17 protein-coding genes are annotated in these 20788 nt (G+C 59.7%); 10 read left to right on the top strand and 7 right to left on the bottom strand.

What is annotated here, in order from left to right:
- Positions 1–17: 17 nt before the first annotated feature.
- Positions 18–788 (bottom strand): metallophosphoesterase family protein, encoded by a 771-nt coding sequence (locus FKM97_RS10425; protein WP_144292361.1) that lies wholly within the window; start codon positions 786–788, stop codon positions 18–20.
- Positions 789–1047: 259 nt separating this feature from the next.
- Between FKM97_RS10425 and FKM97_RS10420 the strand changes: the two genes are divergently transcribed.
- A complete protein-coding gene (locus FKM97_RS10420; protein WP_144292360.1) occupies positions 1048–2490 on the top strand; it encodes a DcaP family trimeric outer membrane transporter in 1443 nt (480 codons plus the stop codon).
- Between the two features lie 213 nt (positions 2491–2703).
- Here FKM97_RS10420 and FKM97_RS26650 read toward each other — a convergent pair whose 3' ends face one another.
- A complete protein-coding gene (locus tag FKM97_RS26650) occupies positions 2704–3069 on the bottom strand; it encodes a septal ring lytic transglycosylase RlpA family protein (RefSeq protein WP_428977901.1) in 366 nt (121 codons plus the stop codon).
- Between the two features lie 357 nt (positions 3070–3426).
- Here FKM97_RS26650 and FKM97_RS10410 point away from each other — a divergent pair, with 357 nt between their 5' ends.
- On the top strand, positions 3427–5826 hold the full coding sequence (locus FKM97_RS10410) for a glycogen/starch/alpha-glucan phosphorylase (protein ID WP_246105021.1): 2400 nt from the start codon (positions 3427–3429) through the stop codon (positions 5824–5826).
- Between the two features lie 9 nt (positions 5827–5835).
- Positions 5836–6915: an AbrB family transcriptional regulator gene (locus FKM97_RS10405; RefSeq protein ID WP_144292357.1), complete on the top strand. Its 1080-nt coding sequence runs from the start codon at positions 5836–5838 to the stop codon at positions 6913–6915.
- A gap of 8 nt (positions 6916–6923) precedes the next feature.
- On the opposite strand, the gene rnd is transcribed toward FKM97_RS10405, so the two are convergent.
- A complete protein-coding gene (gene rnd, locus FKM97_RS10400; protein ID WP_144292356.1) occupies positions 6924–8117 on the bottom strand; it encodes a ribonuclease D in 1194 nt (397 codons plus the stop codon).
- Positions 8118–8305: 188 nt separating this feature from the next.
- Here rnd and aspS point away from each other — a divergent pair, with 188 nt between their 5' ends.
- Positions 8306–10093: an aspartate--tRNA ligase gene (gene aspS / locus FKM97_RS10395; protein WP_144292355.1), complete on the top strand. Its 1788-nt coding sequence runs from the start codon at positions 8306–8308 to the stop codon at positions 10091–10093.
- Between the two features lie 102 nt (positions 10094–10195).
- Positions 10196–11275, top strand: a complete 1080-nt coding sequence (locus FKM97_RS10390) for a glycosyltransferase family 2 protein (RefSeq protein WP_205014888.1) — start codon at positions 10196–10198, stop codon at positions 11273–11275.
- An 11-nt stretch (positions 11276–11286) separates the two neighbouring features.
- On the opposite strand, the gene bcsS is transcribed toward FKM97_RS10390, so the two are convergent.
- Positions 11287–12099, bottom strand: a complete 813-nt coding sequence (gene bcsS / locus FKM97_RS10385; RefSeq protein ID WP_144292353.1) for a cellulose biosynthesis protein BcsS — start codon at positions 12097–12099, stop codon at positions 11287–11289.
- Positions 12100–12472: 373 nt separating this feature from the next.
- Here bcsS and FKM97_RS10380 point away from each other — a divergent pair, with 373 nt between their 5' ends.
- From FKM97_RS10380 to spt, 5 genes are all read left to right on the top strand, one after another.
- Positions 12473–13000, top strand: coding sequence for a hypothetical protein (locus FKM97_RS10380; RefSeq protein WP_144292352.1), 528 nt, complete (start codon positions 12473–12475; stop codon positions 12998–13000).
- Positions 13001–13277: 277 nt separating this feature from the next.
- Positions 13278–15152, top strand: coding sequence for a fatty acyl-AMP ligase (locus tag FKM97_RS10375; RefSeq protein WP_205014886.1), 1875 nt, complete (start codon positions 13278–13280; stop codon positions 15150–15152).
- A 36-nt stretch (positions 15153–15188) separates the two neighbouring features.
- The gene (locus FKM97_RS10370; protein ID WP_144292351.1) at positions 15189–16118 is read left to right on the top strand and encodes an NAD-dependent epimerase/dehydratase family protein; all 930 of its coding nucleotides are present in this window, start codon (positions 15189–15191) and stop codon (positions 16116–16118) included.
- Positions 16119–16175: 57 nt separating this feature from the next.
- Positions 16176–16430, top strand: coding sequence for an acyl carrier protein (locus FKM97_RS10365; RefSeq protein ID WP_205014884.1), 255 nt, complete (start codon positions 16176–16178; stop codon positions 16428–16430).
- A 1-nt stretch (position 16431) separates the two neighbouring features.
- Positions 16432–17655, top strand: coding sequence for a serine palmitoyltransferase (gene spt / locus FKM97_RS10360; RefSeq protein ID WP_144292349.1), 1224 nt, complete (start codon positions 16432–16434; stop codon positions 17653–17655).
- Between the two features lie 2 nt (positions 17656–17657).
- On the opposite strand, the gene FKM97_RS10355 is transcribed toward spt, so the two are convergent.
- Genes FKM97_RS10355 through FKM97_RS10345 form a run of 3 tightly spaced genes read right to left on the bottom strand, consistent with a single transcriptional unit; the run spans position 17658 to position 20741 of the window.
- Positions 17658–18554 (bottom strand): hypothetical protein, encoded by an 897-nt coding sequence (locus tag FKM97_RS10355; protein WP_144292348.1) that lies wholly within the window; start codon positions 18552–18554, stop codon positions 17658–17660.
- A gap of 40 nt (positions 18555–18594) precedes the next feature.
- Complete coding sequence (locus FKM97_RS10350; protein WP_144292347.1) at positions 18595–19560, bottom strand: diacylglycerol kinase family protein; 966 nt, start codon at positions 19558–19560, stop codon at positions 18595–18597.
- Entirely contained in the window at positions 19557–20741 is a 1185-nt protein-coding gene (locus FKM97_RS10345; RefSeq protein WP_144292346.1) for a CDP-alcohol phosphatidyltransferase family protein, read from the bottom strand. Before FKM97_RS10345 ends, FKM97_RS10350 begins: the two co-directional genes overlap by 4 nt.
- Positions 20742–20788: the final 47 nt, after the last annotated feature.

Raw genomic sequence — 20788 nt, 5'->3', positions numbered from 1 at the left:
AGCCCTGAACTCTGCGGCTACAGGAAGCGAACCGAATCACCTTCGAGCACGACGCAGGTCAAGCGGCCCGTGAGATAGGCTCCGGTATCGACATTGATTCGGTTCTTTCGATATTCCGGCTGCTCCACAGGCGTATGGCCATGGACGATGATCTTGCCGAAATCGGCCTCGCTTTGAAGAAACGCGTCGCGGATCCACAGCATTTCCTGCTGCCGCTGGCGATCTAAAGGCACTCCCGGCTTAACGCCTGCATGTACGAAGAAATACTGCCCAATACTGACGTAAACTGGGAGGTCACGGAGAAACTCTAAGTGATGGGGCGGGAGTTTGCTGGAGAAGTCCGCTGCGATTGCCTCTGCCTGAGCGGGATCGCGGGAGCGGGTGACGTCGACGGCATAGGATGCCAGCGTCTCCAAGGCCCCTGCGCTCCGCCAAAGTTCGAGGCTGGCAGGATTTTCAATGAAGCCGAGCATGAGCTCTTCGTGATTGCCGCGCAGGCACACCCGCTCCCAACCTTCCGGCGCGGGTTTACAGAGTGATTCGATGACGCCGTTGGACGATGGGCCGCGATCGACATAGTCCCCGAGATAGATCTCAACCAGCTCGGGCGCAGGCCGGGCTTCCGCATCCGCGCGCATCCGTAGCCACAGATCTTCGAGTAAGTGATAACATCCATGGATGTCCCCAACCGCGTAGATCCGCAGTCCTTCAGGTAAAATCTCGACGGACTTCTTCTTTGATCGGCCAAGAAGGCCGTTCCAGAAACCTGTATCCAGCGTCGAAATCATAACCAGCCCTTCACTGCCTGTTCCCTAGCGCAAATGTGGCTCCAGAGAAAGGAATTCAACGGTTCTGAAGCCACGGATTGAGCACGGAAATGCCATGCATTCACAAACGCGGCAGGCCATCCCAGGCAATGTGGTAATCCCGCCACACCAGTCGAAAACCGAGCTTGGATCTCCCATTGGCGTGTTTGTTCTCTTGTGTAGGAGGCGATGCTTCGCAATAGTGCAGCAAGTTACTTACGAGAGAGATAGGGGAACGCTTATGAACTTTCACTGGCTCAGCCGTGCGCTTCTCGGGGGAGTAGCGCTCACAGTAATGAGCGCTGGTGCACAGGCCGACGAATTGAGTGCTCTGAAGGCCCAGCTTGAGGCGCTTCAGTCGCAGGTCAATCAACTGGAAGCACGTCCGGCGGCTCCGGCCATGCCGGAAGGCGCAAGCTGGATCACATTCCAGCGCGGAACCGAGGCTACGGCCGACTGGAATACCAACCGTGCGGGCGACGAGATGCCGACGGCGGGGGGATTCACCGTCGCGATCACTCCGACGGCCGATATGCCAGCTCCTGTTCATGAAGTCACCATCGCCGGTTACGTTAAGGGCGACGTGATCTATGATTTCGACCAGGATCTGGGCGACTTCTTCAGCTACACGGCGATCGATGGCCAGAAGGACCAGGATCACGTTCGCCTGCATGCCCGTCAGTCGCGCTTCAACATCAAGTCGAAGTCTGACACGGCGGTTGGCCAGGTTCGTACCTTGATCGAAGGTGACTTCTTCTCGGGTGGCTCCTTCGGTGGTACCGATTTCCGTCTCCGTCATGCTTGGGGCGAGTGGGATGTCACCCCGAACTGGACGTTCGGCGCCGGTCAAACCTGGCGTAACTACATGTCGGTCTTCACCGGCATCACGACGGTGGACTTCAACGGTGACGTCGGTCTGATTGGTACATCTCGTGCGGCACAGGTTCGCCTGCAGTGGCATGACGGTCCGATGCAGTTCGGCGTCGCAGCCGAAGCTCCTCAGGAAGGCCAGCTGCTGAACGCCTTTGGTCAGAGCTCGGCCAATATCCCGGACTTCACGGCGCGCTTCCAGTATGACGCTCCCGGCGGCCACAAGTTCTTGGTCTCTGGTGGTCTGCGTACGTATCACCTGGATGGCGATGTGGGAGCGGGAAGCCCCGTCGTCGGGCCGTTCAACTCCGATACGAAGCTCGGCTGGGCGATCCAGGGTGCAGCCAACATCAACCTGGCTGATATCGCGACCCTTACCACCTCGGTCCAGTATGGCGATGGTATCGGTAACTATGCCTTCGGTGCCAACGGTGGTGCCTATGTCGACGCGACCGGCGACATCCATACCATCCAGGCGCTGGGTATCTTCGCCGGCCTGATCTTCAACGTCACGGACACCACCTCCCTGAACTTCGGTTGGGGCTGGACGGATCAGAAGCGCTCGGACTTCATCAATGCAGCTGAGGACGCCGAGTTCCTGGGCGGCAACGGAGCGAACCGCAACGGCGACGTGATGTCGGCTCACGCCAACATCATCTGGCAGCCGGTCCAGCAGCTTCGCCTGGGTTGGGAAGTGATGTGGGGCCAGCGTCAGCGGACGGTTGACCAGTCATCACTGGCGGCTCCCTTCAAGGTTGGCACCAAGACGGACGACGCTGTGCGCGCTCAGTTCGGTGCCTGGTTCTTCTTCTAAGAAGATCGACGCAGAAAAGCTTAAAGGGCCGGTCATCGTGACCGGCCCTTTTTCTTTGATTGAGCCGCGCCAAGCCACGGGCGCCACGGACTTGTGCAAGAGAAATCAGGACCCCTCAGGTCTGGATGGGACAAAGACTCTCGAAGAGGCTAAAGAAAAAGCCCCGCGGCGGGCCTGCGGGGCTTGAAACTTTGCGTTCGGTCGGCGTGCTCGCTAGTCGACCACTTCCACATAGACCCGGCCAACCCCGGCGCGGATAAGGCCGAGCGCTTCAGCGGCGCCGCGCGAGACGTCGATCACGCGCCGCTTAGAGAAGGGCCCCCGATCGTTGATGCGGACGATGACAGAACGGCCGGTCTTTTTGTGAGTGACGCGCACCTTAGTGCCGAACGGCAGGGAACGGTGGGCGGCCGTAAGGCCCCTTGGATTGAACCGCTCGCCATTTGCCGTGTACTTGCCATGGGCATAGTAGGAAGCGACCCCTTCGAGCCGGGTCGAGGCTTGGGCAAAATCTTTTGGTGCCAGGAGAAACGTGCAACAGACGGCACCCGTCAAGACGGTGAGGGCTGCTTTCCTCAAACCATGATCCTTTGATTGTTGGGCTTTCGCCCCGTGTGAATCCCCGAAAATCCGCAGTCCGAGACGAGCTCCCCGCCCGACGGCGCTTTCGTCTTCCTGTGAACAGGGGGGATGCGGCGACAATGAGGCGGCGGGCAAATCGGGGGGGCGGCACCCCGATCTGTTGCCGATTGGCCATAGATGGCCCTTGGTCATTGAACCGGCTATCATCCAGGGCTATTTTGGGCCGGCAGGGAAATTGACGCTCCTGTGCGCGGGTCGCTCTCGATCAATCAGCATTTGAATTAGATGCCGGTGTTCGGCAGCCTATTTGAGGCAATGATGAATTTCCACGAGACACGACCATCAGAGGCAAAGTTGAAGGAGGCGCTCCTCGCCCGTTTGGTGTTGGGCCTCGGCGTCGCTCCTGAGACGGCAACCCAGCGGGACTGGTTTCAGGCGACCGCCGTTACCCTCCGCGAGATCCTTGTGGAGCGCTGGCACGAGACCAACAGGCGCGTGCATGAAGAGGGGTTGAAGCAGGTCTCCTATCTGTCAATGGAGTTCCTGCTGGCGCGCGATCTTGAGAACGCACTGATGTCGACGGGTCTTCTCGGGGAATGCCGGCAGGCCCTGGCCGAATGCGGTGTGGATCTCAATGATCTTTTGGGTCTTGAGGCGACGCCGGCTCTGGGCAATGGCGGCCTGGGCCGACTAGCCGCCTGCTTCATGGACTCCATGGCGTGTCTCGGGCTTCCGGCCATCGGCTACGGCATCCGTTATGAATTTGGGATGTTTCGTCAGGAGATCGCGGATGGTTGGCAGGTTGAGCGGCCGGATGACTGGCTCTCGGACTCGAATCCGTGGGAAATGTTGCGCCCGGAACGGCAGTATCTGATCCGTTTGGGAGGTCGTGTCGAGCATCACGGTGAACGGGCCAGTTGGATCGATACCGAGAACCTGTTCGCAATCGCCTATGACACTCTGGTCCCGGGCCATGGTCACAGCGCCGTTGACACCCTTCGCCTATGGAGCGCCAAGCCGGTCCAAGCAATGGACTTGGCAGCCTTCAATCGGGGCGACTATGCACAGGCCTTGGCGCCCCGCGTTCGTGCCAAGACGGTCGTCCGCGTCCTGTATCCCGACGACAGCACCCTGGAGGGCCGTGAGCTGCGTCTCCGCCAGGAGCATTTCTTTGTCTCAGCCTCCATACAGGATATTATCCGTCGCTTTCGCGAGGATTATGATGACTGGGCGCTGCTGCCGCAAAAAGCAGCCATCCATCTTAACGACACGCACCCCGCCTTGGCACCGGCAGAATTCATGCGGCAGCTGGTGGACGAGCACGAGGTCGAATGGAACGCCGCCTGGGATCTGGCGACGGCGATCTTCTCCTATACCAATCACACTTTGATGCCCGAGGCCCTAGAGGTCTGGCCGAGCGAAATGATGGCCCGACTCCTGCCGCGCCATCTGCAGATCATCGAAGAGATCAATCAGCGCTTTCTGAGCGGGTTGCGTGAGCTCCACGGCGAGAATCAGGACCGCGACGGCGAGGTCTCCCTGATCACCGGGGGAGATCACCCGCAGATCAATATGGGCCGCATGTCGGTGCTGGCGAGCCGGAAGGTGAACGGGGTGTCCAAGCTCCACAGCCGCCTCGTCCGTGAGCAGCTGTTTCCCCAATTCGCGTCGATCTATCCGGACCGCTTCGATAACGTGACCAACGGGATCACTCCAAGGCGATGGCTCGCCCAGGCTAATCATGCGCTGTCGGCCTTGATCGACGAGAAGATCGGTTCCACCTGGCGAAGCGATCTGGCGAGGCTCTCACAGCTGGAAGCCTTTTCGACTGATGTGGATTTTTGTGCGCGCCTACGGGATATCAAGCAGGCCAACAAACTTGCCCTGGCAAATTTGATCCACGATCGCCTGGGCGTGCACGTTGATCCTGCCTCCATGTTCGATGTGCAGGTCAAGCGGATCCACGAATACAAGCGCCAGCTGCTCAACTTGATTGGTGTGGTGGCGCGATGGAATGCAATTCGGGCGGAACCGGAGAAGGACTGGGTGCCGCGCACCGTCGTCATGGCAGGGAAGGCAGCCTCCGCCTATCACATGGCCAAGTTGATCATCAAGCTCGCCCATGACATCGGCAGGCGCATCAACGCCGATCCGCTGACGTCCGACCGATTGAAGCTGGTCTTCCTGCCCGACTACAATGTCTCTCTTGCCGAGCGCATCATTCCGGCCGCGGATCTGTCGGAGCAGATCTCTTTGGCAGGCACCGAGGCGTCGGGCACCGGCAACATGAAGCTTGCGCTGAACGGAGCCGTGACCATTGGGACCGCCGACGGCGCCAATGTCGAAATCGCTGAAGCGGTCGGCCCAGACGACATCTTCATCTTCGGCATGACGGTAGAGGAGGTTGCGGCCCTCAGGGCGAGCGGTACCTATTCCTCGCGCGAGATCTATAGGACGAACCACCGCCTGCAGGAAGCAATCGATCAGATTGGAGCAGGTGAATTCAACTCCGATCCGGCCTGCTTTTGGCCCATCGTCGACAGTCTCCTCGATGGCAATGACCATTTTCTCCTACTGGCCGATTTCGACTCCTATTGGACGGCGCAGGCCCGCGTCGATCATGCCTGGCGCGACCCATCAGCCTGGTCAACCAAAGCCGCGAGAAATATCTCCGGATCCGGCATTTTCTCGAGCGATCGGTCGATCCGGGACTATGTCGAACGAATTTGGCAGGCGGAGCTGCTAAGCCCTTGATCAAGTCCTGTGGGTAACGCCCGATCGAAGCCCTGGTTCAAGACAAGAGCTGCCCTGATCGTCTTGACATTCGCCGCTGCAACAATGGGCGGCGCTGGCTTCTACATTATCGGACTTCCATCCCCCTGGCTGGGGGGCTCTATGCTGGCAACGATGGTGCTGTGCCTAGCAGGCATCCGCGCCTATGTACCCAAGGCTGCCGGCACTGCAGTGTTTATCATACTGGGCCTTTCGATCGGATCCAGCGTGGACTGGCATACCCTGTCCCTGATGAAGACCTGGCCGGCGAGTCTCGCAATCCTTACCGTGACCATGTGTGCTGTGACCCTGGTGCTGCAATTCTATTATCGCTGGGCCTATGGCTGGGATCGTCGGACCTGTTTCTTCGCATCGGTGCCCGGCGCCCTCAGCACGGTCGTTATCTTTGCCGTCGAATACAAGGCTGATGTTCTCAAGGTCACCATCGTTCAATGCGTACGTCTCGCCTTTCTGGTTGCACTTCTCCCTGTTGCAGTGACTGCATTGGGCCTGCAATCCTCCGGCGGTGCGAAAATGCCCGCACCGGTCCACTCTGTGCGCGACCTCGTCATAGTCTTTGCTGTGGGCGCCGCTGGAGGTTTTCTTTTTCAGAAGTTGCGAGTTCCCGCGGGCATGCTCCTTGGCGCAGCGGCGAGTAATATTGCGTTGCACCTCGGAGGGGTGGTCGAAGGGAGCCTGCCATCTTGGATCATGATCCCGACTTACGTCCTCCTCGGTGCCTATATTGGCGCCCGTTTCTCCGGGATCCATCCGAAGATGCTGGTCGAGTCCGCAGGTGCCGGCATCAAAGGATGTCTTCTGGCCTCGGGGATAGCCGTGGCAGGAGCGGTGACGGTATCTTGGATGGCGGATTTACCCTATCCCGATACGCTTCTCGCCTTCGCACCCGGCGGGCTGGACGCCATGACGATCATGGCCTTTGCATTGGGCGCTGACCCTGCCTATGTGGGCGTCCACCAGATATTCCGATTCCTGATGATGAGCCTCGCTATGCCGCTGGTGTCCATATGGCTCAAGAAACCCGCTCCTCACGCAAAGCTAACGGACTGACGGGCCCCCTAGGGAGTCGTGGTGGCGGTTTCCAGCGCGCGGCGTGCGGTAGCGCGATTGCGACCGATGATTCGAACCTCTCCCGCCTCATAGACGATGCTCAACTGTCCGCGCTTGATGCCGAGGGCGACATTTCCGAACAGGTCTCGACGCCAGCCGTGCAGGGCGGGGACATCGGCGTCGTCATTGGCTGCGATGGCATCAAGGTCGCTGCTGGACGCGATCAGCTTTGGAGCGACGCCCTCCGATTGCGAGATGACCTTTAGCGCCAAGCGCAGGATATCGCCCAGAGCACCGCCATTCTCGCGGAAAGGCACATCCTCGAGTCGGGGCATAAGCGAGAGGTCGGCCTTCAGCCCTCGGGCGACGGCTGACACCACCTCGGCGCCCATCTTGCTATCCGAGAAACCGCGCGGCACGGCGCGCAGCATCTTAAGGTCCTCGCTGCTTTTCGGAGCATGGACGGCGATCTCCGCCAAGACGTCGTCTTTGAGGATACGGCTGCGGGGCACGTTTCGCTCCTGTGCCTCGCGTTCGCGCCACGCTGCAACCTCGATAAAGACCGCCAGGGATTTCTTGTCACGTGCGCGGAATTTCAGGCGGCGCCAGGCTTCCTTCGGATCTGTTCTATAAGTATCCGGCGAAGTGAGAGTCGCCATTTCCTCTTCAAGCCAGGATTCGCGGCCCGATTTGTCGAGCTCGGTCTTAAGCCGACTGTAAACCTGCCTCAGGTGGGTGACGTCCGCCAGCGCGTAACGGAGCTGCTTGTCGGTCAGCGGGCGGCGGCTCCAATCGGTGAACCGAGAGCTCTTATCGATGGTTGCGCCCGCAAGTTTGCGAACGATGCTTTCGTAGCCTACCTGTTCGCCGAAGCCGCAGACCATGGCAGCAACCTGTGTGTCAAAGACAGGATGCGGCACGATCCCGGCGCGGTGGACGACGATCTCGATGTCCTGCCGAGCAGCATGAAATACCTTCAATATCTTAGCATCGTTCATCAGGTTGAAGAACGGCGCCAGGTCGAGACCAGGGGCCAGCGGATCGATAATGACCGCTCTCTCAGCGCCGGCGATCTGGATGAGACAGAGCTGAGGCCAGAACGTGGTCTCGCGCATGAACTCGGTGTCAACCGTGACGAACGCGTCGGTCGCCAAGTCAGCGCAGACGGCGTTCAGTTGTTCTGTTGTTGAGATGATTTCCATGAGTTTGTGTAAGATGCGGCGAGTCTGTCGTCTGTTCAAGCTTTTACACGGAATGGCCAGCCAGAAGCACGAGGTTCATCCGCCTTGACAAAGCCAGGGGGGCATGCCCTTTTCCGCGCCGAACATGGCCTTTTGCCCGGGAAGTGGGCCTCATCCGCCTGCCGAGGTTTTGCTAGACGGACCCAATTATGCACCTTTACCGAAGCCACACTTGCGGCGCTCTTCGTCAGACCGATATCGGCGCCGAGGCCCGTCTCTCCGGCTGGGTTCATCGCATTCGCGACCACGGCGGCCTCCTGTTTATCGACCTTCGCGACCATTACGGCATCACCCAGATCGTGGCCGATCCGGATTCCCCGGCCTTTGCCCAGGCCGAGACGTTGCGTGCCGAATGGGTCATTCGCGTTGACGGCGTCGTCCGCGAGCGCCCGGGCGAGACAAAGAATGCCGCGATTGCCACCGGAGCGGTTGAGGTCTTTGCCAATGCCATAGAAGTCTTGTCGAAGGCGGACGACTTGCCCTTGCCGGTCTTTGGCGATGCAGAATATCCTGAGGAGACGCGCCTCCGATACCGCTTCCTTGATTTGCGGCGCGAGCGGCTGCACCGCAACATCGTGCGTCGCGGGCAGATCATATCCTGGATCCGCAAACGCATGAACGACGGCGGCTTCGCCGAATTCCAAACGCCGATCCTGACGGCGTCGAGCCCAGAGGGAGCGCGCGATTTCCTGGTCCCGTCGAGGCTTCATCCGGGGAAGTTTTATGCACTGCCCCAGGCCCCTCAGCAGTTCAAGCAGTTGTTGATGATTGCGGGTTTCGACCGCTATTTTCAGATCGCACCATGCTTCCGTGATGAGGATGCCCGGGCCGACCGTAGCCCGGGAGAGTTCTATCAGCTCGATATCGAGATGAGCTTCGTCACCCAGGAGGATGTGTTTCAGGCAGTCGAGCCGGTTCTGCGGGAGCTCTTCGTGGAATTTGGGGACGGCAGGCCAGTGACGGAGGTCTTCCCGCGCATCCCCTATGCTGAGGCGATCCGGAAATACGGATCTGACAAGCCGGACTTGCGGAACCCCATTGAGATGCAATCGGTGACGGAGCAATTCGCGGGCTCAGGCTTCAAGGTCTTCGCCAACATGATTGCCGCCGACAAGGAGACGGAGATCTGGGCGATTCCGGCTAAGAGTGGTGGTAGCCGCGCGTTTTGCGACCGTATGAACGCCTGGGCCCAAGGAGAGGGACAGCCCGGCCTCGGATACATCTTCTGGCGTGATGAGGAGGAGGGTGGAGCAGGACCGGTAGCGAAGAATATCGGACCCGAGCGCACCGCCGCCATAGCCTCGCAGCTCGGCCTCGCTGCAGGCGATGCGGCCTTCTTCGTCGCCGGTAAGCCGAAGACCTTTGCCGCCTTTGCGGGCCTTGCGCGCAACAAGGTGGCCCGTGACCTTGGGCTCGTTGACGAGGACCGTTTTGCCTTCTGTTGGATCGTCGATTTTCCGATGTTCGAATGGAATGACGAGGAGAAGCGGGTGGATTTCTCCCACAATCCTTTCTCAATGCCGCAGGGCGAGCTTGAGGCGCTGGAGACGAAGGATCCCCTCACCATCAACGCCTACCAATATGACGTGGTCTGCAATGGAATCGAACTTTCTTCCGGGGCTATCCGGAATCACAAGCCGGAGATCATGCGCAGGGCCTTCGAAATCGCCGGCTATGATCAGTCAGTGTTGGAATCGAAGTTCGGCGGAATGCTGCGAGCGCTCCAATATGGTGCCCCGCCCCACGGTGGCATCGCTCCCGGCATCGACCGCATGGTGATGCTGCTCTGTGGTGAAGAGAATTTGCGTGAGGTTGTGGTCTTCCCCATGAACCAGAAGGCAGAGGACCTGCTTATGGGCGCTCCCTCCGAGGCGACGCCGAAGCAATTGCGCGAGCTGCATATCCGGCTCAACCTGTCACCCCAGCAGGCATCTTGAACCCAAAGAATGCGGCTTTAGCGTGCTTTTCGACAAAATGCTCTCTTTGCGGGAAAAATGACTTGGTGTACCTCTGTGCTGTTTGCATGGAGGGAGTGTTGCATGGTCGACGCGGAGTTAGGACCGGCCCCCTTGGTCCGGCGGCCGAGGTCGATGGTCAAGCGTATCAAGCTCGCTGCTCGTTACACCTGGCCGGTTGCGCATTGGCATAGAAGGGCGAAGCGGCTTGCCATCCGGCGCGCTGGATCGGAGCTCGTTGCGGTCCGGCGTCTGCCTCCCGCCTCGGCCCACGCCATTATTGTTGTGGCCTGCATGCGCGACGAGTCGATCCGTCTGCCAGACTTCTTGCGCCACTACCGTGAGCTCGGCGTCGACCGATTTATCCTGATCGATAATCTCTCTCGCGATGGCAGCCGCGAGCTGGCATTGGCTGAACCGGACGTGGAATTGTACACGGCACATGGCAGCTATGCTGGCTCGGCCTTCGGCACCGACTGGGTGATGTGGTGTATCCAGTCGACCGGGCTCGGGCGCTGGTATCTGGTTGCCGACATCGATGAACTGCTTGTGTATGACCGCTGCGGAGAGTTCGATCTGATGCGGCTTGCCGAGCGGTTGGAGAAGAAGGGGTCAACCGCACTGCCGGCTTTGATGTTGGATATGTACGGCGACCAGCCCTTGGCGACGACCCACCTGGCGGCAGGCGGCCGCTTGATCGATACGTGCCCGCTTTTCGATGGCTTCTATCGCCGCGACGAAACTGCCCTTCGCGATCCCTGTGCCCGACGGAAATGCGTGGACTATCTCGGCGGTCCACGGGCGAGGGTCTTTTCCCTCCCGGGCCGGCCGTTCTATGGCCTTTTGGCCAAGACACCGCTCATGCGGTGGGGATCTGAAACGTTGTATCCCAACGCTCACCTTGCCTATCCCTATGAGCAGAATTTCTTGGCCGACCGTGGTTGCCTACTGCATTTCAAGTTTCTCTCCGACTTTCATGATCGCGCCGTCGCGGCGGTGAGCCATGGCGAGCACTGGCTCGGCTCGAAGGAATATCGACATTATCTCGAAGTGCTCAAGTTGAGGCCCAACCTCTCACTGGCTTTCGAAGGGTCTCTCCGGTATCGCGGCCCTGAAAGCCTTGTGGCAGCAGGCCTGATGCCGGCAATGGACTGGAAGCAATGAGGTGAGGTTCTTCAAAACTTGACCCCGACATGGATTGCTCCGTAAGCCGAGAGAGTATTGAGGTCGAGATCGATCTGGCCGCCGCCTTCACCGCTTAAATAAGTGGCTTCAGCCCCCCATTGAGTGAGATCCAACCCGGCCATATACAGGCCGGCCCGAGCATAATTATAGTCGTCGCCGCCGAAGGCTGCCGTATCGACCCCGAATTCCGTATAGGATTGGGTCCGATAGTGCGGTCGCATCTGTACCCAGTATTCCTCGACCCCGGTCACATAGCTGCCATTGAACCCCACGCCCCACTGGCCGGGCAGTTCAAATTGCCCATCCACGGCGACCTTGATGTCGTAGTGATGGCCGGCGAGCTTTGAGCGGGGATCATCAGGAGAGAGATTATAATAACGGTAAGAGCCGCCGATGAACAGCGCGAGCCGCCAGTCTTCTCGGGCGAACTGGTAGCCTGCCTCCAACTCGATCCCATAGGCTTGTGCTGAGATGTCGACGCCCTTAACGGGGGGCAGCACCACCTCGGGATCGATGAGGTCGGTCTTGTATTCGAAGGCAAAGGTTTTTCCCCAGGCGCGGAACACGGGTCCACTCTCGCCATAGCTGCCCATGGGCAGCGCAATGATGCCTTGATAGGCAAAAAGACCGGTTCCGCTGCCGCCGAGGCCGCTTAAGGAATAGTATTCCCCGATTTTGTCCTCCTTCGCTGCTGCGGTAATTTCTTCCGCACGGGCCGGCACAGTTTGGTGCGTCAAGGCGCCAGTCAGCCCGAATAGGATCACGGCACCCGTGAAAGGGCCGTGTCTTCTGTCTTCCGCCATGAAACCAGCCCCCGCCGGTCACCCGGATCTCGCCTCACGGGCTGAGATCACTCGTGCAAGTGTTCAGGAGGATAGGAAAATTTTAGCAAAAGTCGAGGCGGGTATTTAACAATGTGGAAAACAAAAATCAGATCTCGGAGGAAATTTTCGTGAGGATACTGACTTTATCATCCGCTGTGCATAATTTCACCTGGAGCTTCATCGTATAAGGCTGTTGATCTGTTCTTGCCGATTTGAATTGCAAGGAGGATCTCTTAACAATTGTCCGATATGCGGCAGTCGTCATCGTCAGCCGTTCATCTGTCGCGGTTCGGCAAAATTGGTGCGATAGTGAAACAGGCTTCTGACAAGCATAGGTCATGGGATGGCGGGCATGCAGCCTTTATCTGAGGACAGGCGCCTGAATGCGGCGGTCCGTCAGGCGCGTCTTGCGCAGGCAGAGCATCTGGATGCGATCTTCGACATTCGGGATGCCAAGCAGTTGCGACTTGCCAACCTGCAGGGCGATTTGGTTGCGATTGCAGATCAGGATACGGAAGCACGCATTCTCTTTGACCTGACCGTGACGCAGGGTGAACCTCCGCGCCTGTGGGTTGACGGCACCGCCTATGTTGTCATGGAGCCGGACCCGCGCAGCTTCCGCTTCATCCAGGAAACTCAGGACAGCCGCGAGACAGTGCTGGAGACGCGCGACCGTGCTGCAATGGTTGAACGTGTGACCGAATACATGGCGCACCGAATCGTCGATCGCGAACGAAAACTGGTGGTGAAGCGCGACCGGCTCAGGAACGGTGGTCGTTATTCTGCTCTCATGCTGGCTGCTTCGTGGATTTGTGGGTTTGCTGCTGGTGCAATTTTACTGTTGATTTTCAGTGTGATCGGCGGATTTGCTCACTTGTGAGCGAATTCTCATTGCCCGGTCATCTAACCGAAACATTTTGAAACACCTTTTGATTTGGTGAAGATTCCCCTGCTTGGTACCTATGGGATACGGGGTTTTTAAAGGTACGGGCTTCGGGTTGTTTGCACTCCCTTAAGGTTAAGTCTGCAAGGCTCTCAGGCGCTACACAAGCGTGCGGGAACTTGGGAAATAGCGTGGTGATGCGAATAGCTTGTGGGTCTTGAGTTTGGGATGCCGCACGGGACCATGGCGGCGCACATTGGGCGGGAATCGGACAGTGCTGAAGATCGCAGACGATGTGACGATGAATGGGGGACTTGTGGGGGAATTGGCGAACGGCGCGAACGAGACGCGCGATCTGACGAAACCAACGCCTCGTTCGAACCATGATCTTCCGCAGAAGAAGGGAGAGTTCCCGACCCTCGCGGATGCGCTCGATTACGCGGCTCGTGGGGTGACAGGCTTTAACTTTTACTCGCCGCGCGGCCAGATCGAACATGCCCTTCCTTATTCCCGGCTCCGTCAGCGCGCCATCGCTGTCGCGCGCCGTCTCCTGTCTCTCGGACTGAAGCGGGGCGATAGGGTCGCGGTTGTAGCCGAGACGACGCCGGATTTCGTGAGCGTCTTTTACGGTTGCCAATATGCGGGCCTGATCCCCTGCCCAATGCCTTACACGATGTATATTGGCGGTCGGGATGCCTATGTGGACCGCGTCACGGGCATGCTGAACAGCGCAGCGGCAACGGCTGCGATCGCCCCGGAGCCCCTCCTGGCGTATCTGCGTGAGGCCGGCGAGCGCGCGGGCACCGAGATCGTCCTGAGCCACAACGAGTTAGCGGCCTTGGCGCCCTTCGAAGGGGAATTGCAACCCTTTGCGGCCCACGAGGATGCTTACATTCAATATTCCTCCGGCTCGACGTCGCATCCCAAAGGCGTGTTGATCAGCCAGGCTGCGATCATGAACAACATCCGCACCACTGTGGTGCATGGGATGCAGATCACCTCGGCGGATCGAGCCTTCTCCTGGCTACCGCTCTACCACGATATGGGCCTCGTCGGTTTCTGCCTGACGCCCATGGCGAGCCAGGTGACTGTCGATTATCTGGCGACACCCTCCTTCGCCCGCCGTCCGGCTTTGTGGCTGCAACTGATGTCGGAGAACCGCTCCACCATCTCGTTCAGTCCGAGCTTTGGCTATGATCTTGCGGCACGTCGGATCAATGGTCAGGCGGTCGAACTCGACCTGTCCTCATGGAGAATTGCCGGAATTGGCGGCGATATGGTCCGCTCCGATATTCTTGAATTCTTTGCCGAGAAGCTCGAAGTGGCGGGTTTCGATGCCCGCGCTTTCTCGCCGAGCTATGGGATGGCCGAGACCACTCTGGCGATCGCGATCTCCGACTGCACTGTGCCGATCCGTGTGGATGTGATCGACACCGCTCACTATAAGCAGTCGCGGCGCGCCGTCCCGGTCGATGCGCAGAATGTCAGCGCCACGGTTCAGACACGCGCCTTCGTCGTATGTGGTAAGCCCCTTCCCGGTTACGAAGTGGAGGTCTGCGACGACGAGGGGATCATCCTAGGCGAGCGCCAGATTGGCCATATCCGCGTGCGCGGCGGCAGCATGATGAGTGGTTATTTCCGTAACGAGGATGCAACCGCCGCTGTCATTGATCGCAATGGCTGGATGTCCACGGGCGATATGGGCTACTGGCTGGACGGCGAGATCGTCATCACGGGCCGAAGCAAGGATTTGATCCTGCATAATGGCCGGAATATCTGGCCCCAGGATATTGAATGGGCGGTCGAACAGCTTCCCTCTCTACGGTCCGACGATGTTGCGGCCTTCTCGGTGGAAGGCCCCGCAGGGGAAGATGAGATCATCGTCCTGGTCCAATGCCGCCACCAAGACGCTACGAGTCAGGAGGCTCTTCGTCGTGAAGTTGCCGGCATCGTGCGCACGACGGTCGGTGTTGATGGCGCCATCGTCCTCGTTCCGCCGCGCAGCCTGCCATTCACGTCCTCCGGCAAGCTGTCCCGCGCAGGAGCCAAGTTGAAATACTTGACCGGCGAGATCGCCGAGATCTCTCGCGGGACTGATTTCGTGACGGGCCGGGTGTCGGTTCCGGTTCGTGCGGTCGCTGCGGAATAAGCGAGATAAGCCAGTGCTGAGCGCGATAGGGAAGGGGTGACCGCGACAATCGCCGTTACGGGCGGGAGCGGTTTCGTCGGTTCCCACCTTGTCGCTCGCCTTAGCGAAGGGGGTCACGATCTTCGCCTCCTCATGCGCGGCGGGAAGCGCCCGCCCCCGGAAGATGTGCATGTGGTGTCGGGAGATCTCGCTGATCGCGATGCCTTGGACGAACTCTGTGCGGGCGCTGAAATTCTCGTTCACTGTGCCGGCCTGATCACGGCGCGGACTGCCGCAGAATATGATGCTGTGAACTCGACCGCGACGGTTTTGTTGGTTGAAAGGGCGCGTCGCGCGGGGGTTCGAAGGATTATCTTGTTGTCGTCCTTGGCCGCACGTGAGCCGAATTTGTCGAGTTACGGCGCAAGCAAACATAGGGGCGAGCAGGCACTCGTTGGTATCTCGGAGCCTCGCTGGGTGATCTTGCGGCCTCCTGCGGTCTATGGTCCTGGCGACCGCGGCACCCTGCCGCTGGTGGATCAGCTGCGGCGGCGACTGTCGCTTATTCCGGGACATCATGATGCGCGAGTGTCGCTGATCCATGTGGTCGATCTGGTATCCGCGATAGACCATCTGATTGCTGATGCCTCCATCGACGGGCGCATCGTCGAACTAGATGACGGAAGACGCGGTGGGTACAGCTGGGAAGATCTCAAGGTGGCGGCAACCGGGGAAAAGTCAGGGCGCTGTCTCTTCATTCCTCGCCCGTTGCTCTCGACGGCAACTGCTGGACTGGGCTTCTGGAGCGGCCTCACGGGAGCCGTTCCCATGCTGACGCCGGGCAAGGTCGCGGAGCTCTATCACCGTGACTGGGTCTGTCGGAACGATCTGCTGGACGAATTGACCGAGTGGTCGCCGAACGTCCCCTTTGCCAGGGGCTTCTCCGAGACGCTCGCCTGGTATCGAGCGGAGGGTTGGTTGTCCTGAGAGGTAACGCGAGGTAAGACGGTGCCAAAGAGGATGCCAACCACGGAGACGGCCACCATGAGCGAGACAAAGGAGCAGATCTTTGCGAAGCTCTGCCAGCTGATCGAGCCGTTCAATACGAAAGGCTTGGAGATCGAGCCGAGTACGGACATCGCTAATGATCTCGCGATCGACTCGGTGGCTGTGATGGATTTCGTGATGGAGATCGAAGACGAGTACGACATCGATATTCCGCTCAATCTTCTATCGGAGACACGAACCTTGGATGATCTGACGATGGTTGTGCAGCAGCGTTTGGAAGAGGGCGCCTGACATGGCGGATCTGTTCGACAAGCATCGCGATGTTGCGGCGCGCTACGGCCATATGATGACGCTCACAGCCGGCGACAACGCCGTGGGCATTACCATGGAACGGATGCTCTCGCCCACCCGCGCCTTGATCAACGGCCGCGAGACCATCCTTGCGGGCACGAACAACTATATGGGCGTCACCTTCGAGAAGGAGTGCATCGAGGCCGGCAAGGCCGCTCTCGACGAATTTGGGACGGGGACAACCGGATCGCGCATTGCCAATGGCTCGTATGGGATCCATCGGGAACTCGAGCAGGAGCTGGCGGAATTCCTGAATCGCAAGCATTGCATCGCCTTTACCACCGGCTACCAGGCCAATCTCGGAATGATCGCAGGGCTAGCGGGTCCCAACGACACCGTCTTCCTCGATGCCGATAGCCATTCATCAATTTATGATGGCTGCACCCTCTCTGGCGCCAAGCTGGTGCGCTTCCGTCATAATGACCCCGACGACCTGGACAAGCGTCTGGCGCGCGCCGACCGCGATGAGAACGGCAAGGGTGGACGGCTGGTCGTGCTGGAGGGAATCTACTCCATGCTCGGCGATCGAGCGCCGCTGAAGGAGTTCGTCGAAGTCAAGCATCGCCACGACTTCACGCTGATGGTCGACGAAGCCCATTCCTTCGGCGTTCTTGGCGAAAATGGCCGTGGGCTTCAGGAAGAAGCGGGCGTCGAATCGGATGTCGATGTGGTGGTGGGCACCTTCTCCAAGAGCGTCGGCGCGATCGGCGGGTTCGGTGCCGGCGATCATCCTATGTTCGATATGATCCGCTACGCTTCAAGACCTTATATGTTCACAGCCTCCTCCTCGCCTTCGAGCGTGGCGACGGCGACGGCTGCGGTACGCGTATTGAGGGCCGAGCCCCAGCGGCGCGAGCGCCTTCGACGTAACTCGGAGCGTCTGTACCAAGGCTTTCTCGATCTGGGTCTCGAGCTGGGTTGTGACCAAGTGAGCCCGGTGATCGCGGTGAAGGGGCCTGACGAACCCTCCACCATCGCCATGTGGCATGCCCTGCTGCAAGCGGGCGTCTATGTAAACATCGCGCTGCCGCCGGGCACGCCCAACCGCATCTGTCTGCTGCGCTGCTCCGTCTCGGCCGCCCATACCAGCGAGGAAATCGATCGCATAATTTCCTTGTTCGCCGAAGTGGTCGCACGGCCCCAACTGGCCGCGGTCGGCGCCTGACACTAGCGGAAGGCGCCGCGACGATAGAGCTTCGGAACAAGCCAAAGCGATGCGATGATCGGATGGCGCCGCTGCCACGGACTGAGGTCGACCTTCACTCTGGAATGGCGCTCGATTTTCCAGGCGAGATAATCGGCACCCCCTTGAAACGTGAAGGCTGCCTTGAGCAGGCGCAGCATCGCAAGAAGTTTGCCCCGCCGCCGCCGTCGGGCCCAGTTTGCGCCTCTCGCCGGCGCGCTTGCTCCGGCGGCGGAGAAGACCTGCTCATACCAGTCATTATCTGCAGCGATGATGCTGCGACCCCGGCTTCCGCCTTCCGATCGTAATTCTGTTGCATAGGTTTCCCGCAACACAGCTTCCCAAGCGGCGGGGGCATCACCGCTGGGGCTGAGACGCCGGGCTTCACCCACCATGGTCGTGATCGCGCAAGCGATGCCGGCGATGACGCGCTCCCTCGCGGGCTCGTCCCGTGTCCAGAGGAGCGCGCTGGGCTGGGAAAACCGGGCCCAGAAATAGGGGTTATCGGTCTTGGGCTGGACCCACTCTTCGAATTGGCTGAGCGGCAGGACCGCGTATTTGGCTCGAAATTCCAGCCCCTCGAACGGCAACTCGAGGTAATAGACATTCGGAGGCAGCAGGCGACAGCCAAGGCGGCTCAACGCACTGCGACTGACATCTGCGGAGCTCGACGTCAGGACATAAAGATCGGCTAGGGTCTCCCGCGGATCGATCCCTCGGAGGCAAGAACCATAGGCAAGGACTGCCTCAACCCCTTCGCCATGGCGCGCGCGTGCAGCCTCCCCCAGAGCCAGGATGGACAGAGACACGGGCCGCGAAACGGCGGCATTCACCAGCTCGCACAGCGCAGACGGTCGTTCGGTCGCCCTTGCGGAAGTCATCACCCTCGATCCTAAACCTCGGACAGTTGGAGCCCTTTCGCTACCGGCAGAGATACTCGAATTCGACGCCCGTCTCGATCCTCAGCGGTTCCTCGGATGGAGGGTCGAAGAATTCTCCATCAATGAGGAATGGAGCGCGCGTTTCGATCTCCACCACTGCGGAGCCGAAGCTGATGCATCCCTCTGGCCGGGCAGCCGCCTCGCTCCCATACATGATCGGCAGGATGTGGCGTAAAATATTTGGTGGCGGATAGGGGATGACTGTCGTGCGGATAGGGGCCGTCCTGCCGCCCCAGAAGGGCGTCGATCCAAGCACCAGCTTCCTAAGGGTTGTCGCCAGGAGCAACAACTGATCACCGGAGCATTTGAGCTCGCCATCCCCGAAGACGTCGAGGGAATGGGGGCGATCGATTCTGCTGATGTCATTCGGAGCGGGTTTGGAGAACAGGAGCTTCGACATGGAACGGATGAGCGTAACGGCGGGGGCGATGTGTCCGCCGACTCCCCTGTTATTGAGCTGTCGCTGGGTCTGCAACGCCGCGTGAGCGAGAGCACCGGTCCCGAAGAACATACCATGCTGCGGTGTCCGATGGCGTGGATTAACCACCCGCAGCGTATGCCTCTTTTGAATCGACGGCCAGCGTCTGAGCAGGTCCGGCGCCTGCATCAAGGCAGCGATCCGTTCGAGACTGAGCCCATTGAGCCCGACATCGGCGGCGTTCATGTTCGTCGTTCCATGCGGCAGCAATGCCAGTCTGGGCAGAGCGGAAAAGGGGGAGCTCTCTCCAAGCGCAGTCTGGATGGCCTGCACTGTGCCGTCCCCGGAGCTGACAAAAATCGTTTCGACCCGCCCGATGGAAAAATCCTGGAGGACCGCGTCGAGTTCTGAAAATGAATCGAGGACCCGCACATGGACATCGCGCTTGCCGGCGACCAAATGTGCCAAGGCCAGACCCTTGGCGCTGGCGCGGCGCGCCTTTGGATTGACGATGAGCCCGACGCTCATCGGGCGGGGACGGGAGTGCGCATCCAAGAGGTCAAGGGCCCACTGCGGCGCGCAATCAGGGCTTGGACAAGCTGGATACCATGCAGGACCAGACAGATCATGGTCCAGCCAGCCACCGCAATGAGACCGATGTCGGGGCGTCCGAAAAGCACGGAGACCGTCAGAAGGACGAGGTTGGGGTTACGTCGGGCGGTCACTTGCCTGAAGAGCGTATCTATGGGGCGCCAAATGTGGATCTCGAGCTTCAGCACCTTGATCGCGATCCCCTCCATGATCCGCTGCAAGACATAGCCGCCGAAGATGAGGACCAACGTCCATGTGAGTGCGGGTGCGCTCAAGGCATGCCCGCTCACACTCAACCCAAATCCCCACGCAATGTACCAGAAGGGCGGATGGATGAGGTCAATGCCGTGATCGAAGATGTCGCCCCATTTGGAGGATGTCATCGTGAGACGCGCAAGTTTGCCGTCCACAGTATCAAGAAAAGTCATGGCCCAGGCTGCAGCAAGGCCCCACGCGAACTGGCCGTCGAGGAACAGCATGAAGGCTGCCACCGTCATCATTGCGGCGATGGTCGTGACCATGTTTGGCGTGATGTCGAATGGAGCGATCGCTCTGGTCACCCAATAAGCCGGCCGTGGCCAGACAAATTTTGTGACGATGTCGGTCGCCCCCTTATACGTCCCCATGAACATGCGCCATTCGACGGCCCGCGCGCTATCCGGAGCGACCAGCATGGCATACGGAGTTTCCCGCTTCCGAAGCGCCGACCAGAAGGCGATGTGCAGGTTAGCCGGCGCATCCGCCTCCAGTGCCTCCGGCAACGCATGCAGATTGCCGCGACTGAGGACAAAAGCAGCTGATGCCACGTGCTCGGCGTTCACATGGGCTGCGAGGGGCACCGCGTCGTCCGTGCCATCGAGAAGAACGAAGTCACAACGTTGGACGAGGAGCTGTATGAGGGGCTGATCGATGACCGCATCCGCACGCACCATGATGACGGGCCGACGAATGGCGCCCAGAGCGTCGGCAACGACGATATCCGTAATGCCAGCACGCCCAAATTGGCGTGTGAGACGCTCGGTGAGCGTAAGGCCGAACAGGGGCGGCCCGGGATCACCGACGAAGCACAGGACCGGGGTCTGACGAAGAGGGCTGCTGCCCTGATCCTGCCGTGGCATATCTGGCCGCTTGCGATCTGCGGAGCTGTCTAAAGCAAGCGGAGAGG

Origin of the sequence: Rhodoligotrophos appendicifer (genome assembly GCF_007474605.1) — a bacterium.
Taxonomy (GTDB): domain Bacteria; phylum Pseudomonadota; class Alphaproteobacteria; order Rhizobiales; family Im1; genus Rhodoligotrophos; species Rhodoligotrophos appendicifer.
This window is presented reverse-complemented; position numbering and strand designations above follow the sequence as displayed.